This window comes from Faecousia intestinalis, assembly GCF_040096185.1.
Classification (GTDB): domain Bacteria; phylum Bacillota; class Clostridia; order Oscillospirales; family Oscillospiraceae; genus JAZOXB01.
This window is the reverse complement of the sequence record NZ_JBBMFF010000172.1, coordinates 1-14,175: the sequence shown is the minus strand read 5'-3', so window position 1 is coordinate 14,175 and position 14,175 is coordinate 1. Positions and strand designations below refer to the sequence as shown.

Here is a 14,175-nt window from a genome sequence, read left to right as displayed (position 1 = left end):
TTTCAAGATTTTCAAACCGATAAGTTGGGGCGAAAGACCCGCTGAGCGCCGCAGCCGATTTATTCAGAGGTTCCCTAAGTATAGGGGATGTATCAGGCCAGACAGGGGAAGGGGACGGCCACCACAGGCACGCATTGTGTGCGAAGCAGGCTGACAAGATCGGCCGTCTGCAGCCACACCGTGGCGGTGTTGGTGTTCGGGTGGACCGCGATGCGGCTGCCCAGCAGAGCTTCGTCCAGATAGAGCGTGACATCGGGCGCGTTCAGCAGGGCGAGCGGCGTGACGACTCCCGTCTCCAGCCACAGGATCTCGCGCAGCTCGTCCGCCGAGGCAAAGGACAGGGAGCGCAGCCCCTGCTGGCGCGAGAATGCTTTCAGGTCCACGCGCGCATGCGCCGTCAGCAGGAAATACCGGTGCGTCCGGCTCTCGCGCACAAACAGATTCCGTGCCTCGCATTCCGGGTGGGGGAGGGCAAGCCGTTCGGCTTCGTCCATGGTCAGCACGGCGGGATGACGCTGACATTCATAGTCGATGCACTGCGTGGTCAGATAGTCAAGAATTTCCGCTTCATTCATCTTTCGACTCCAATTTCAGCTTCTTTCCCATTTCAATGCGGACCTCATGGCGCTCCGGGTCGTCGTTGGAGTAGGAATACAGGTCGAACCCGATGATTGAGAAGCCGTTCCGCTTGTAAAACGCGATCGCGTTTTCGTTGCAGGTCTGCGTCTCCAGAACGATCATCCGCGCTCCGGCATCCTCTGCGGCCTTCTCGATGGTCCGCATCAGGCTTGTGCCAAGGCCCTTGCCGCGCGCGGTTTCGTCAAAAATGCAGATGTTGCTGATGCGATAGCGCTTGTTCCAGCTCTCCGGGGCGCCCTCCACATAGCCGAGCAGCCGTTCGCCCTCGAAGGCGCCGAATGCCACCGGCTCTTCGAGCCATTCGCCGAAGAATTCGTCGTCAAAGGACTTCTCCATCGGCGCTCCGAGCGGGACGTAGCGGAGACGGAAGCCGTCCTCCGCGGCGCAGATGTCATAATAGCCCTTTGTCCGGTAGCTGGCCGTGAATTTCCGCCCGGCATAGACCGCCGGGTCAAGCTGCCTGATCTCCATGGATCGCGCCTCCCTATATTGAAGAATGGATAAAACGAAAAAATCCTGCCGGGCGATTTGGCAGGATCGGTAAGGAGAGGTGAAATACTTTGCTGACGCAAAATGTGAAAGAAACGCTGGCGCGTCTGTGATTTTTTACGCTTCGCAGAAAGTGATATGAAATCCACCCACCGCCGAAAGCACATAACATAAAGTGCTATTTAACACACTGAAATGCTGAATTCCATTGAAAAAAGCACTTGCAGCAGCAAGTGCTTTTTTCTTGGCGGAGTGAGAGAGATTTGAACTCTCGCGCGCTTTTTACACGCCTACTCCCTTAGCAGGGGAGCCCCTTCGGCCTCTTGGGTATCACTCCAGGTCGAATGCAGAGAGAAGAATTTGGCGGAGAGAGTGGGATTCGAACCCACGGCGCATTGCTGCGTCACCGGTTTTCAAGACCGGCTCCTTAAACCGCTCGGACATCTCTCCGAATCATTAAGCTCGATTATTCTACCATGCCGTGCGCTATTTGTCAAGATAAATCTGTCAAATTTCCTCGTTCCGGCAGCAGCGCAGCCCAAGCAGCAGGCACACCAGCAGAGGCCACGGCCCGGCGTGCCAGCAGAGCGTCAGATATCCGGCGCATGCCAGCAGGAGCGCGCCGCAGAGGAGGCAGACGCCGCGCTCGGCCCAGACCGCTGCACGCAGCGGCAGCAGCGTCCGCAGCACGGCGCGCAGCAGCCGTCCGCCGTCGAGCGGGTAGAAGGGGAGCAGGTTATAGGCCAGCAGGCAGAAATTGACCAGCGCAAAGCGCGGCAGCGTGCGCGAGAAGGCCAGCAGCAGGGCCAGATTCATCGCCGGTCCGGCCGCGGCGGCGAGCAGCTCGTCCCGGTAGCGCAGCGGCCCCGTCCGCAGCACCGTGCCCTGCAGGCCGAGGCAGAGACTATGTACCGGCTGCCGCAGCCAGAGCAGCATGGCCAGATGCCCGGCCTCATGCAGCGCGGCCGCGCAGACGAAGGGGAGGAAGGTCCCGGCGGGGTCGAAATAGAACCACGCGCACAGCAGCGCGACGAGCCCCGGCTCAATCCGGAGCGGAAGCTTCGAGATTTTCACAGAACACCTCCATGGCCTCTCCGAGGCTGCCGCCGCCCGACAGCGTGCCGAGCAGGCCGGAAACGGCGCGGCTGATCTCATTGCCCGGTTCGCCGGAGATCCATGCCCCGATGCGCTGCCCAGCTTCCGGCAGGAACAGCTTGAGCGCCAGCGCGGCGCAGACCAGAAGCAGGCAGATCCGAACGTTTCTTCGCATACGCTGCAGCATGGCCACGCCCCCTTCCCAGAAAATTATATGAAGTTTTCCGGAAATTATACTTTGGGTCTTGACAAATGGGAAAAATGTGCGTATAATATTCATGCTTTCGGGGTGTGGCGAAGTTTGGTATCGCGCTTGGTTCGGGACCAAGAGGCCTCGGGTTCGAATCCCGACACTCCGACCATGCAGAGTGTCCTTATAGGATCTGAGTATCCTGTAATGGACACTCTGCTTTTTTATTTCCTGAAAAGCTGCAACCTGTTCCGTGGCGTAGCTGAGTGCTACGCCTTTTCTTGTTTCCATGATAATGTCGGCCTCCGGAATCTTCCGACGATCCGGCACATCAAAGGCACCGATGCAGTTATAGTGAATATCGACGCGCTGGTTGGTAATGCCGTCTTGCTTTTCGGCGTGGTACACCTCAATATGGTCGATCAGCTCTGCAACCATCCGCTTTGTAATGGTGGTCGCGTCCGTGTATCGCCGTACCGTACCATTACCCTGATTTCTTCTGTATATTGCAATCAGTTCAGCACTGATACGGGCATTATGCACAAGGTACTCTCCACGCAGACCACAGAGGGATTGTCTTTCAAGGTAAAGTATGACCCTGAAAATAAAATGTGGATGCCCGTGGAGGAGGTCAAGCAGATGGGCATTTGGGTCGTCTGCGATAATCATGAGGTTCAGACCCGCTACACCGTCACTTACAGCGATGGTATGAACGGCAGTATATTTGCTACCGAGAATTATGCTGACCTCAAGGCCGGAGATACTACCCCCGCATTTAAGGGAAGCACCTATCGCTACGGCTATCGCTTTGACGGCTGGAAGCCCGCATGGGGCGCCACCGTAACCGGTAACGTCACCTATGTTGCACAATGGACGTATGTCGGCGGTGGCAGCCATTACTATCCCAATACCACACCCGTTCCTCCCGTGACTAATATGCCGACGACCGGCGACAACAGCACGACCCTCTGGCTTTCACTCCTGCTTGTCAGCGGCGGCGCTCTTGTGGGAATCGCTGTCTTCGCTCAGAAGCGCAGAAAGACACAATAACAAGTCAATCTGAGATCAAGGCGGGCAGGCACAGCTTGTGCTTGCCCGCCTTGTCTGCCGAAAAGTGAAACAGGCTGCGGCTGTCAATGGCGCGTAAGCGTTTATCTCGACCATTGACGGGTGCAGTCTGTTTTGCTATATTTCGTGATGAATCTAATAGGAGACGATGCCCTCATTTTTCTCTGCGGCACAATAGCGGTAGCCGCCACCAATATTGTCTAAAGACAGGAGCAGGGAGTTCTCATAAGAGTAGTTTGCACCGCTCCCCTTTACCATTTTCAAAGTGCCTCTCACGGCCACCCGTTTATAGAAAATTCACAAACAGATTGCTGCCGCCATATTGAAAAAGATGGTCATTATATGGTAGACTTATTATGCGGATAGAATACCTATCTGACAAACTATGATTGGAGGTAACGCCATGTATCGTCCCAATGATGCCCGGTTCGGTTTTGCGTGTTGGTGGTATTGGTGCGGCTCCCGATTATGGAGAGGTCGTATCAAAATCGTTTCTGTTGGCGCATAGGCCGGACTGGTGATTAGTCGGCCTGTGCGCTTTTTATTATTAAATTAACTTCTCGGAGGTGTGATCTATGTTATTCGCTAAAAGAAAACGTGTTATCGTTGCGATAATTGCTCTAGTTGGCTTTGTCTGTGTTTTTTCCGCCTGTTCCAACAATCAGATGCCGCAGAAGCTGTCGGAGCTGGAGGAAACGATACTCCTTCAGCGCCTTACAGACCATGGAATCTCGATTCCTGCGAATCTTGAAATATCTGTAATTTGCGATGCAATTGCAGATCTTGAGGTTGATTCGGACAGATCTGCGCCAGTTGTTGGTTGGACAGAGTTTGCAGATTTTTACGAAGAATTAAGAAGTTTCGTCAAAGAGCATAGTGCCATAACTCAATGATGAAATGCGAATCAAATCTATTCAAAACAGAAAGGAGTTTTCAAAGTGAAAGTGAAAAAATTTTTGCTATTCTACTGCACCTTTGTCTGCTATGATGTATGACTGTACAAGCTACTGCTGAAGGGAAGAACCGCGCCAAAGAAATAACGCTTCTTTCCTCTTTGCAACCAGAGGAATGTGTAGAACAGCTTTTGACTCTGGGAGTTGCGATTCCTCAAGAGTTGAATGGAATCAATATTCAAAAAGTGGTTGCTGCCTTTGAATCTGATCCGGATTTACATCTAGTGGTTAACTACACGGTTGCAAGTGATTTCTTAAAAGCTGTTCGCCATGCAGTCAATCTCTATCATGGTTGGACAGACGAACATGGCTCAGCATCGTTAACACGCTATACTCTGCAGTATAGCACGCTGCACTCTTGGAATCCTTCTACCATGAATTTAACGCACACAGTAGGGAAAAACGAATCGGCTCCCACAGCATACAGCGCAGACAGCCTTCCAGATGTTTCCGCAGTACGCCTATTCTCTTGCGTTCTTTGCAGCCACATCGGATATTGATTCGCTGATTATGAAAATTTTCAATCACGATCTTTCTGAATTCATGGGGGAACCGGAACTTTGTCAGATTGCAATTACATCAAATGCAACTTTAATTCATTGCATGAACGGGTGGGACGGCTATTCTATAAATTATATTTCGAAAAGCGGCGCATGACGGTCGATATAAATTCCAACATCTTGCCCCGCTGCGGCTTACGGATTATTGAATGCCGCCGATTAAGCCCGATAGAGGGTGCTTGCGGCTCCTCCTGTTTTTGATCAAATCCAAACAGCAGGCTGCGTGGTTTTTATGCCGCGCAGCCTGCCTTTCGTATATTGATCATTCGCTCCGCAGAGCGATGACGGGGTCCTTTTTCGCGGCAATGCGCGACGGGATGAGGCCCGCGAGGAATGTCAGTAGCATACTGATCGCCACGAGGATAACAGCAGCCCCGGCCGGGAGAGCGGCCACGCCGCTCAGACCGCTCAGATGGCGGATGATCGCATTGAGCGGCAGGATGAGCAGCAGTGTGATGCCGATGCCGATGGCGCCTGCCGCAAAGCCGATGGTCAGCGTCTCGGCGTTGAAGACGCGGGAGATGTCGCGGCGGGAAGCGCCGATGGAGCGCAGAACGCCGATCTCGCGCGTCCGCTCCAGCACGGAGATATAGGTGATGATGCCGATCATGATCGACGAGACGACGAGCGAAACGGCGACAAAGGCGATGAGAATGTAGCTGATGGCGTTGATGATCGTCGTGATGGACGAGATCATCAGGCCGATATAGTCCGTGTAGGCCAACTGCGCGTCCTCGGGCAGGGTTTTGTTGTATTCCGCGATGCGGTCGGCGATCCGGTCCTTTGCCTCGAAATCCTTCGGGAAGAGGTTGATGGCCTCTGGATCGTCCGGGTCGGAGACGCCGAGGCGCTTGAGGTTGCCGGTGTAGGTCGCGCCGTCGGACTGCGAGAGCGCGGCGCGCATGAGCTGCGTGGCGATCGTGCCGTCGTCCATCCCGGCGGCCTGCATGGAGCTGACATAGCCCATGAGCTCCTGCTGTGCCTCTGCGGGCAGCTGCGCGGTATAGGCCAGCAGCTCCTCCATGGTGTAGGCGTCCTTCAGCTCCTCCTGCTCAAAGGGAAGACCGGTGAAGACGTCCACTGTGGGGTCCGCCTGCTGCTCGCGGACAATCTCCGCGCTGGTGACCTTGTCCAGCAGATGTGTCATCAGGTCGGCGCGGTAGCCGATCACGCCGCTCTGACCGCTGCCGGTCGTTGCGCCCTCGGCAGGGCGGAGAATGCCGACAACGGCGATTTTGTCTGAGCTGTTCAGCACGTTCAGAAGATAGGCTTCGTCGTCCGACTTATCCACCCACTGTCCGTCCTGCCGGACGAAGCAGTCCGTGTTTGTCAGCAGACGGAAGCGCAGCGCCAGAATGTCGTCGTAGGAATAGCTGTGCACCTCGGTGTCGATGCTGACATCCTCACCGCGGGCCGCGGCCTCCACGGCGTCCTGCAGGGCCTGCGCATCGAGCAGGCCGAGCGTATAGAGCGTGTAGTCCGTGATGCGGTTGTCCTCGTTCACAAGGAGCACGACCTCGTTGTACTGCTCCGGCAGGCGGCCCGCGACGACGTCATACTGCGCCTTCAGCAGGTCTTCGTTGCCCGTGAGCTGCGTCCAGACGTCCATCTGCATGCTCTGGCCAAGCAGTGTGCCGGAGGTATCGGCGGGTATGACGCCGAGATCGGAGAACAGCGTGCTGGGATTGACCTTCTGCAGGCCGTTGTCCGTGCGGTAGATCGTCAGGGGCGTGGAGTAGGTATAGGTGATGTCCGTCGTCAGCTCCTCCATGCCGCTCTCGCCGGAGTCGAGCCAAGCCTTGAAGTCTGCCAGGTTGTTCGTCTTGGAGCCCTGGATCATGGAGTCCATCATGCTGCCCATGACGCTGACGGAATAAAGCCGGTCGGGGTCCTGCCCGTCGATGCTCTGCTCAACATCGGCCTGCATGTTCATCATGGACGAAAAGTCCACGGTGTTTTTCTGGATCGTCAGGGGATAGGACGAGAGCGTCTCGCGCTCCATGCGGTCGATGAGCGACTGCACGCCGCTCGAGAGCGACAGAATGAGCGCGATGCCGATGATGCCGATGGAGCCTGCAAAGGCAATGAGGATCGTGCGGGCTTTCTTCGTCATCAGGTTGTGAAGGCTCAGCGACAGCGCCGTCAGGAACGACATGGACGTCCTGCCCGTGCGGGCCGGGCGCGGGGCCTGCGGTTCGTCTGCCGTGCAAGGCTGCGTGTCATCCACGACGCTGCCGTCCAGCAGGCGGATGATGCGGGTGGAATAGCGCTCGGCCAGCTCCGGATTGTGCGTGACCATGATGACAAGGCGGTCGCGCGCGACCTCCTTGAGAATTTCCATGACCTGCACGCTCGTCTCGGAGTCCAGCGCGCCGGTCGGCTCGTCCGCCAGCAGAATGTCCGGGTCGTTGATGAGGGCGCGGGCGATGGCGACGCGCTGCATCTGGCCGCCGGACATCTGGTTTGGGCGCTTGTGCAGCTGATCGCCGAGGCCGACCTTCTCCAGCACGGCAATGGCGCGGGCACGGCGCTCCTTGCGGGAAACGCCGGAGAGCGTCAGAGCCAGCTCGACGTTTGCCAGCACGCTCTGGTGCGGGATGAGATTGTAGCTCTGAAAGACAAAGCCGATGGTGTGGTTGCGGTAGGCGTCCCAGTCCCGGTCGCGGTACTGCTTTGTGGAGACACCGTTGATGAGCAGGTCGCCCGCCGTGTAGCGGTCCAGACCGCCGATGATGTTCAGAAGCGTCGTCTTGCCGCAGCCGGACGGACCGAGAATGGAGACAAATTCATTGTCGCGAAAGCGCAGGCTCACGCCGCGGAGCGCGTGCACGCACTCTGTGCCGCTGCGGTAATCCTTTGTGATCGCTTGGAGTTCCAGCATAAATTATGATACCCTTCCCATAGAATACATCATATTATTATACCGGCCGCCCGGGGAAAAGGCAAACTGCGCGGCCAAAATTCACGGATTGTTCAGAATCGGGGAGGTACTATGCAGAATTCACTTCTGGCGCGCGTGGGCGAGGCTGTGTGGGGCTGGCCGATGATGGCACTGTTTCTGGGGACGGGCATCTGGTACATGCTCCGCCTGCGCGGCCTGCCGCTGCGGCGGCTCGGGCAGGCACTGCGCGCGATCTTCCGCGGCGGGGAGAGCGCGGACGGCATCTCGCCCTATGCCGCGCTGTGCACGGCCCTTGCCGCCACGATCGGCACGGGCAATATCGTCGGCGTGGCCACGGCGCTGGCCGCGGGCGGGCCGGGCGCTCTGCTGTGGATGATGGTCGCGGCGCTGTTCGGCATGGCGACGCAGTATGCCGAGGGCTATCTTGCGGTGCGCTACCGCAGGCGGCAGGGCGGGAAGTGGCTCGGGGGGCCATTCTGCTACATCGAGCAGGGGCTGGGCTGGCGCTGGCTCGCCGTGACGTTCGCGGTCGTCGGGGCGGCGGTCGGCCTGCTCGGCGTGGGCACAGTGGCACAGGTCAACAGCATCACGACGGCGGTCGAGGGCTTTTTCGACCCGCTGAAGCGCAGCGTCGCCATGACGGCCGGCGGGAACGCCGTGACCTGGGCGGCTGTCATCGCGGGCGGTCTGACGGTCCTGTTCTCCGCCATGGTGCTGCTCGGCGGAGCGGATCGCATCTCGCGTGTGTGCTCGCTCGTCGTTCCGCTGATGTCCGCCGTGTATGTCCTCTGCTCCGTGCTCATCCTTGTGCGCTGCCGGGCGCAGATCCCGGCGGCGCTGCGTCTGATCGCGGTCTCAGCATTTTCTCCGCGCGCTGCCGCCGGCGCAGCGGGCGGGCTGACAATGCGGCGCATCCTGCGGATGGGGATCGGCCGCGGCGTCTTTACGAATGAGGCTGGCCTCGGCTCCACGCCGATCGCGGCGGCCTGCTCCAGCAACGAGGACCCGGTCCGGCAGGGTCTTGTGACCATGACGGGAACGTTCCTCGACACCATCGTCATCTGCTCCTTGACCGGCCTGTGCCTTGTCGTGACGGGCGCGTGGTGTGCGCCGGGGCTTGCAGGCTTCCGCATCACGGAGCAGGCGTGGCGCACGGCGCTGCCATGGCCTGCGGGGCTGTCGTCGTTCCTGCTGCTGGCCTGCCTGGTCTTCTTTGCATTCTCCACGATCATCGGTTGGAATTTTTATGGCGAGCAGTGCCTGCGCTATCTGACGGGCGGCTCGCAGCGGGCGCAGCGCCTGTACCGATGGTGCTATCTTGCCGCGCTCTCCACTGCGCCGCTTTTGTCCGTGAAGGCGGCGTGGGAGCTGGCAGATATCCTCAATGCGTGCATGGCCCTGCCGAATCTCACGGCCCTGCTGCTGCTCTGGAGACAGGTCGTCGAAGGGAGCAGGCGTCCTGCGGGAAAAACGTAATTATGTAAATTAGTGCTTGCAATCCGCCGGAATTCTGATAGAATGAGAGAGAAAAAACTGTCGAAAGAGGTGGACTGCCTATGGAATTTTCAAGCCTGTATTTTCTCTATCTGTTCCTGCCGCTGACGCTGCTGGTCTATTTTCTGGTGCCCGGTCTGCGGCTGAAGAATATCGTCCTGCTGGCGGCCAGCCTGCTGTTCTATGCCATGGGGCAGCCGGTCTATGTGCTGCTGCTCGTCGGCCTTTCCTATGCAAACTTCGCCATGGCGCGGTGCATCCGGCCGGGGAAGCGCAATACGCTCCTCCTGCCGGTCGTCGTCAATCTGGCGGTGCTGGGCCTGTTCAAATATCTGGACTTCTTCCTCGGCATCTTCGGCATCACCGTCGCGGACGGCGGCGTGATGCTTGCCGCGCTGCGCGGCATTACGAACGGCCTGAATTCCATTGGCTTTGCCTTCCGGTCGCCGACGAGCGCCCTGCCCCTCGGCCTGTCGTTCTATGCCTTCCAGGTTATCTCCTATGTGGCGGATGTCTATCGCGGTAAGGTCAAGGCGGAGCGTTCGTTCTTCAATCTGCTGCTCTACCTCTCTATGTTCCCGAAGATGATGCAGGGCCCCATTGTGCGCTATGAGCAGGTTGCCCGGCAGCTCATGGACCGCCGCACCACGCCGCGCGCGGCCTTCGAGGGCGCACAGCGCTTTATCATTGGCCTTGCCAAGAAGGTCCTGCTTGCCGATTATGCGGGCAAGGTCGTTGCGTCGCTGAGCACCGGCGGCGGAAACGGCACGTTCGTCGGCGCATGGCTCGCTGCGCTGATGTTCATGTTCCAGATCTATTTCGATTTCTCCGGCTATTCCGATATGGCCATTGGCCTTGGCCGCATCTTCGGCTTCCGCTACTGCGAGAACTTTGACCTGCCGTACATCTCCACGTCCATCACGGAGTTCTGGCGCCGCTGGCATATGTCGCTCGGCAGCTTCTTCCGCGACTATGTCTATATCCCGCTCGGCGGCAACCGCCGCGGCAAGGCTCGTCAGATCCTCAATCTGCTGGCTGTCTGGGCACTGACAGGTCTGTGGCACGGCGCAAGCTGGAACTTTGTGCTGTGGGGCCTGTATTTCTTCGTGCTGCTGTCCATCGAAAAGCAGATCGCCCCGAAGCTGGAAACGCTCCCGTTTATCGTGCGCAACCTCGTGACGATGTTCTTTGTGCTCATCGGCTGGGTGCTGTTCATGAATACGTCGCTCTCCGGCATCGGCTCGGCATTTGCCGCCATGTTCGGCGGCGGAACGAGCTTTGCTGGCTCAGGTGTTTCGCTGCAGCTCAAAAACTCGCTGCCGCTGCTCCTGACCTGCCTCATCGGTTCGTCCGTGCTTCCGCGCTGGTTCGGCTTTATCTGGAGCGGCCTGTTCGGCATGGGGCGTTCCGACCGCCGCGGCGCCGTGACGGTGAAAAAGGGCATTTACCTTGCCAGCGTCTTTCTGTTCCTCATCCTGCTGCTGTGGCTGTGCACGGTGTCCCTTGTCGGTTCGACGAGTTCGCCGTCCATGTATGCGCAATTCTGACTCCCGGAGGTGCTCTGCATGAAACGAATCTACACCATCCTGTCCTGCCTGCTGCTGGCCGGCATGCTCTGCATCGGCCTGTATGCCCTGCTGGACAAGGATGCGACCTATTCCGAATCCGAGCGGCGCAAGCTGAAGACCCGCCCGAAGCTGACGTTCTCCGCCATGCTCGACGGCAGCTACGCCTCGGATTACCGCGACTATTTTGCCGATACGTTCCCGAACCGCGAAAAGCTGATGAATGCGAACCGCTCGCTCAACGGCTTCTATTACTTCAGCGGCGGCTCGAAGGACGGCGCGCAGCTCGTCATCAATATGAACGGCGGCGCAGCCAACCACGGCGAAGCCCTGCCGTCGACGGACGATACGACGCCCTCGTCCTCGACCCAGCCCAGCGGGACGAGCGGGACGGCCACCGACTCCACCGAGCCGACGGAGCCGACTCAGCCCACCCAGACGCAGGATCCCGACGCTGCTGCAGAGGAGCTCGGCTCCGTGCTCGTCGTGGGCGACCGCGCCATGGAGGTCCCCTATGGCGACAAGGACACCATCCGCTCCTATGCCGATGCGGTGAACGACATTGCTGCGAAGCTTGGCAGCAGCGTGCGCACGTTCTCCATCGCCGTGCCGAATGCGGCCGCGTTCTACGCCCCGGCGGAGAACCAGCACATGCTGCAGACGGACATGATCGCGGCGTGCTATGACCGCCTGAAGGAGCTCAAGAGCACGGCGATCGCGGTCGATGCCTACAGCAAGCTTGAGGCACACAAGGACGAATACCTCTACTTCCGTTCGGACCACCACTGGACGGCCCTCGGCGCCTATTATGCCTACACAGCCTTCTGCGAGAGCGCGGGCCTCAAGGCCGAGCCGCTGAGCAAGTTTGAAAGCGGCGAATACACCGGCTTCCTCGGCTCGCTCTACAGCGCTATTAAGGCCTATCCCCAGAGTCAGGCCCTTGCGGACAACCCGGACACCGTGCAGTTCTGGCGCCCGTTCGTCGATCTGGACACGAAGTGGTACCCGGATGCGGAGTTCTCTATGGAATATTTCGGCGGCACGCTTTGCAAGGTGGACGATACGTCGAACAAATACCTGACATTCCTCGGCGGCGACCATCCCATCACCGTCATCAAGACAAATGTCGACGGCCCGGTGTGCATGATCCTCAAGGAGTCCTACGGCAACGCCTTCACGCCGTGGCTCACGAGCCACTACAGCAAGATCATCGCCATCGATCCGCGCGAATTCAACCGCGACGGCAAGCCCAGCCTCGATCTGACCGCCTTTGCGAAGGAACAGGGCGTGAACGACTGCATCGTGCTGGACTATCCCATCATGCTGAATTCCGATTCCTACATCACCTGGCTCGAGCGCCTCGTTGACTGAGTAATACTGTCTCCTAAAGCGGAAGCCGCCCGGCTTCCGCTTTTTTGTACCCCTCAGCAAAATAGTGAATAAATGTGAAAAATGATTCTGCGTATTTTTATTCAAATTAAACAAATCTTAAGAAATCCTTACGGGTATCTCCCTTGTTCTGCCGGGGCGGAAATGGTATACTCAGGCTGCAAAAAAGGGAGGGAAAACAGATGAACACATCGATCGGAAAACGGCTGGCTCTGCTCCTGTCTGGCGTTCTGCTTCTGACCGGCTGCTATGCCGCGCCTGCGGCTGAAAGCGTCCGGCAGGGGAGCACGCCGCCGGAGAGCGCGCAGCCAACTCAGCCGCCCGCGGCGGAGACCGCCATCACGACTTACCCGGTCCCGGAGGAAAATCTTCTGGTCTCCATCAACATGGCCGATTCGCCGTCGACCGGCGGGTTCTGGCAGTGGGATATGATGCTTCATCCCTATATTGAGGCCTACGATCCTGTGACCCGCACAGCCTATGTTCCGTGTTATCAAAGCGGCTGCCGGCACAATGACAGCACCTGCAGCGCCTGCTTCGGCAACCTGAGCGCGCTGGCGGAATATCGGGACAGCCTCTATGCGCTTGTCCTGCAGGACGGCGAGTCCGCAGCGTCGCTCGTCTCGCGGCCGCTCTCCGGCGGGGCGCTCCGGGTCCTTGCAAGCTGGGAGCCGGAGAACGAGGGCGAGGAATACCGCTGCACGCTGCGCTGCATTTCCTTTGGGAAGGCCTATCTCACCGTGACCAGAGCGGCCTATCTGCCGGAAGACGGCCAGCTGACGCGGGACGAGCAGGAAAACCGCCTTGTCTCCGTTGATCTGCAGACGGGAGAGGAGGCGACGATCCTCGAACATGCCGAAAATTATGACCTGTACGGCGTCTGGGGCGACTGCGCCGTTTTTCAGGTGCAGGAAACGGCGGAGGGCGCGCCGGACTTTGCGGACTGGGCCGCGCAGCAGCCGGAGGAGGCCTCGTGGGACGAGTACGAGCGGCTCTATATCCGCTATCGCATCCTTTCGCGGGACCTGAGAACCGGGGTGGAAACGACGATCGTGGACGGGTCGGAGCCTTTTGTCTGGTCGGCGGATCCGCATAGGAGCTGGGGAAAATATGCCGTGTATCAGGTCGGTCGCAGCGTTTATGTCTACGACATGGAGACACAGGAGACCAAAAAGCTCTTCACCCACGAGCAGGAACGGAAATTCTACAACTATCTGCTTCTGGACGGCCATGCGATCGTCCTGTGCGGAACGGAGAACGCCTGTAATGCCTGGGCGGTCGACCTTGCGGACGGCTCCGTGATCGAGCTGGATACCCGCGGCGAGAACGCGATGCCGTTCTCTGCGCATTATGAGTGCGACGGGTATTTCGCCGGTTTGCTGAGCAATTCGCCCGGAAATTACGAGCTGTGTCATATCAGCAAAGAAGACTTTTACCGAAGCAATTATGACGGAGCGTTCCGCTGACAGGCTGCAATGAATATTCGTTAAAATATACAAGATTTAAGACAATAACGTAAACGTTTCCAACAAAATTTACAAAAATTTGTGGATAATTTCGCCAAGACCTCTTGCCTTGGAAATTCAGAAGTGATATACTCAGGCTACAAAATGTATCAAGAGATGAAAATTCTGCGGAGACCTCTGCAGTGGGAATTCTGTACGAAAGGCAAAGGTGATTCCAATGGTCGAATAGAGGCGGGAGAGGCAGAGAAGAAATCGTTCGCTGTTGACTCCCATCTGGTATAGTCTAGTTGAATGGGAGGCGGAACATATGAAGAGACGCTTTTTGGCATTTTTGGTATGCATGGCAGTGCTGCTGGCTTCCTTTA

13 protein-coding genes, 3 tRNA genes and 1 pseudogene are annotated in these 14,175 nt (G+C 58.0%); 7 read left to right on the top strand and 10 right to left on the bottom strand.

All coding sequences use genetic code 11. The annotated features are described in order from the left end of the window. Positions 1–92: 92 nt before the first annotated feature. From WMO66_RS04935 to WMO66_RS04910, 6 genes are all read right to left on the bottom strand, one after another. Complete coding sequence (locus WMO66_RS04935; protein ID WP_349135273.1) at positions 93–575, bottom strand: YbaK/EbsC family protein; 483 nt, start codon at positions 573–575, stop codon at positions 93–95. Beyond that, positions 568–1,110, bottom strand: coding sequence for a GNAT family N-acetyltransferase (locus tag WMO66_RS04930; RefSeq protein ID WP_349135272.1), 543 nt, complete (start codon positions 1,108–1,110; stop codon positions 568–570). The genes WMO66_RS04935 and WMO66_RS04930 overlap by 8 nt, the downstream gene beginning before the upstream one ends. Before the next feature lie 263 nt (positions 1,111–1,373). Further along, positions 1,374–1,465 (bottom strand) — tRNA-Ser (locus tag WMO66_RS04925). Between the two features lie 24 nt (positions 1,466–1,489). After that, positions 1,490–1,578: transfer RNA gene (locus WMO66_RS04920), tRNA-Ser, on the bottom strand. A 57-nt stretch (positions 1,579–1,635) separates the two neighbouring features. Beyond that, positions 1,636–2,202, bottom strand: coding sequence for a metalloprotease (locus WMO66_RS04915; protein WP_349135271.1), 567 nt, complete (start codon positions 2,200–2,202; stop codon positions 1,636–1,638). After that, complete coding sequence (locus WMO66_RS04910; RefSeq protein WP_349135275.1) at positions 2,171–2,410, bottom strand: hypothetical protein; 240 nt, start codon at positions 2,408–2,410, stop codon at positions 2,171–2,173. Before WMO66_RS04910 ends, WMO66_RS04915 begins: the two co-directional genes overlap by 32 nt. Before the next feature lie 98 nt (positions 2,411–2,508). Between WMO66_RS04910 and WMO66_RS04905 the strand changes: the two genes are divergently transcribed. Beyond that, a tRNA-Pro gene (locus tag WMO66_RS04905) sits at positions 2,509–2,585 on the top strand. A gap of 221 nt (positions 2,586–2,806) precedes the next feature. Here WMO66_RS04905 and WMO66_RS04900 read toward each other — a convergent pair. Beyond that, positions 2,807–2,851 (bottom strand): annotated as a pseudogene (locus WMO66_RS04900) (hypothetical protein); the annotation flags it as partial. A gap of 765 nt (positions 2,852–3,616) precedes the next feature. Beyond that, positions 3,617–3,739: a hypothetical protein gene (locus tag WMO66_RS04895; protein WP_349135270.1), complete on the bottom strand. Its 123-nt coding sequence runs from the start codon at positions 3,737–3,739 to the stop codon at positions 3,617–3,619. 317 nt (positions 3,740–4,056) lie between these two features. Between WMO66_RS04895 and WMO66_RS04890 the strand changes: the two genes are divergently transcribed. Both WMO66_RS04890 and WMO66_RS04885 read left to right on the top strand, forming a co-directional pair. Further along, positions 4,057–4,374 (top strand): hypothetical protein, encoded by a 318-nt coding sequence (locus tag WMO66_RS04890; RefSeq protein WP_349135269.1) that lies wholly within the window; start codon positions 4,057–4,059, stop codon positions 4,372–4,374. A 98-nt stretch (positions 4,375–4,472) separates the two neighbouring features. After that, positions 4,473–4,934, top strand: coding sequence for a hypothetical protein (locus WMO66_RS04885; RefSeq protein WP_349135268.1), 462 nt, complete (start codon positions 4,473–4,475; stop codon positions 4,932–4,934). Between the two features lie 322 nt (positions 4,935–5,256). On the opposite strand, the gene WMO66_RS04880 is transcribed toward WMO66_RS04885, so the two are convergent. Beyond that, a complete protein-coding gene (locus WMO66_RS04880; RefSeq protein WP_349135267.1) occupies positions 5,257–7,875 on the bottom strand; it encodes an ABC transporter ATP-binding protein/permease in 2,619 nt (872 codons plus the stop codon). Positions 7,876–7,986: 111 nt separating this feature from the next. On the opposite strand from WMO66_RS04880, the gene WMO66_RS04875 reads away from it, so the two are divergent. The 4 genes from WMO66_RS04875 to WMO66_RS04860 all read left to right on the top strand — a co-directional run bounded on the left by WMO66_RS04875 (position 7,987) and on the right by WMO66_RS04860 (position 13,810). Further along, entirely contained in the window at positions 7,987–9,372 is a 1,386-nt protein-coding gene (locus tag WMO66_RS04875; RefSeq protein ID WP_349135266.1) for an alanine/glycine:cation symporter family protein, read from the top strand. 80 nt (positions 9,373–9,452) lie between these two features. Beyond that, positions 9,453–10,937, top strand: a complete 1,485-nt coding sequence (locus WMO66_RS04870; RefSeq protein ID WP_349135265.1) for an MBOAT family O-acyltransferase — start codon at positions 9,453–9,455, stop codon at positions 10,935–10,937. Positions 10,938–10,955: 18 nt separating this feature from the next. Next, entirely contained in the window at positions 10,956–12,326 is a 1,371-nt protein-coding gene (locus WMO66_RS04865; protein ID WP_349135264.1) for a DHHW family protein, read from the top strand. 200 nt (positions 12,327–12,526) lie between these two features. Continuing rightward, complete coding sequence (locus tag WMO66_RS04860; protein WP_349135263.1) at positions 12,527–13,810, top strand: hypothetical protein; 1,284 nt, start codon at positions 12,527–12,529, stop codon at positions 13,808–13,810. 132 nt (positions 13,811–13,942) lie between these two features. Here the strand turns inward: WMO66_RS04860 and WMO66_RS04855 are convergent. After that, a partial coding sequence (locus WMO66_RS04855) for a hypothetical protein (protein WP_349135262.1) occupies positions 13,943–14,175 on the bottom strand: 233 nt, incomplete at its 5' end.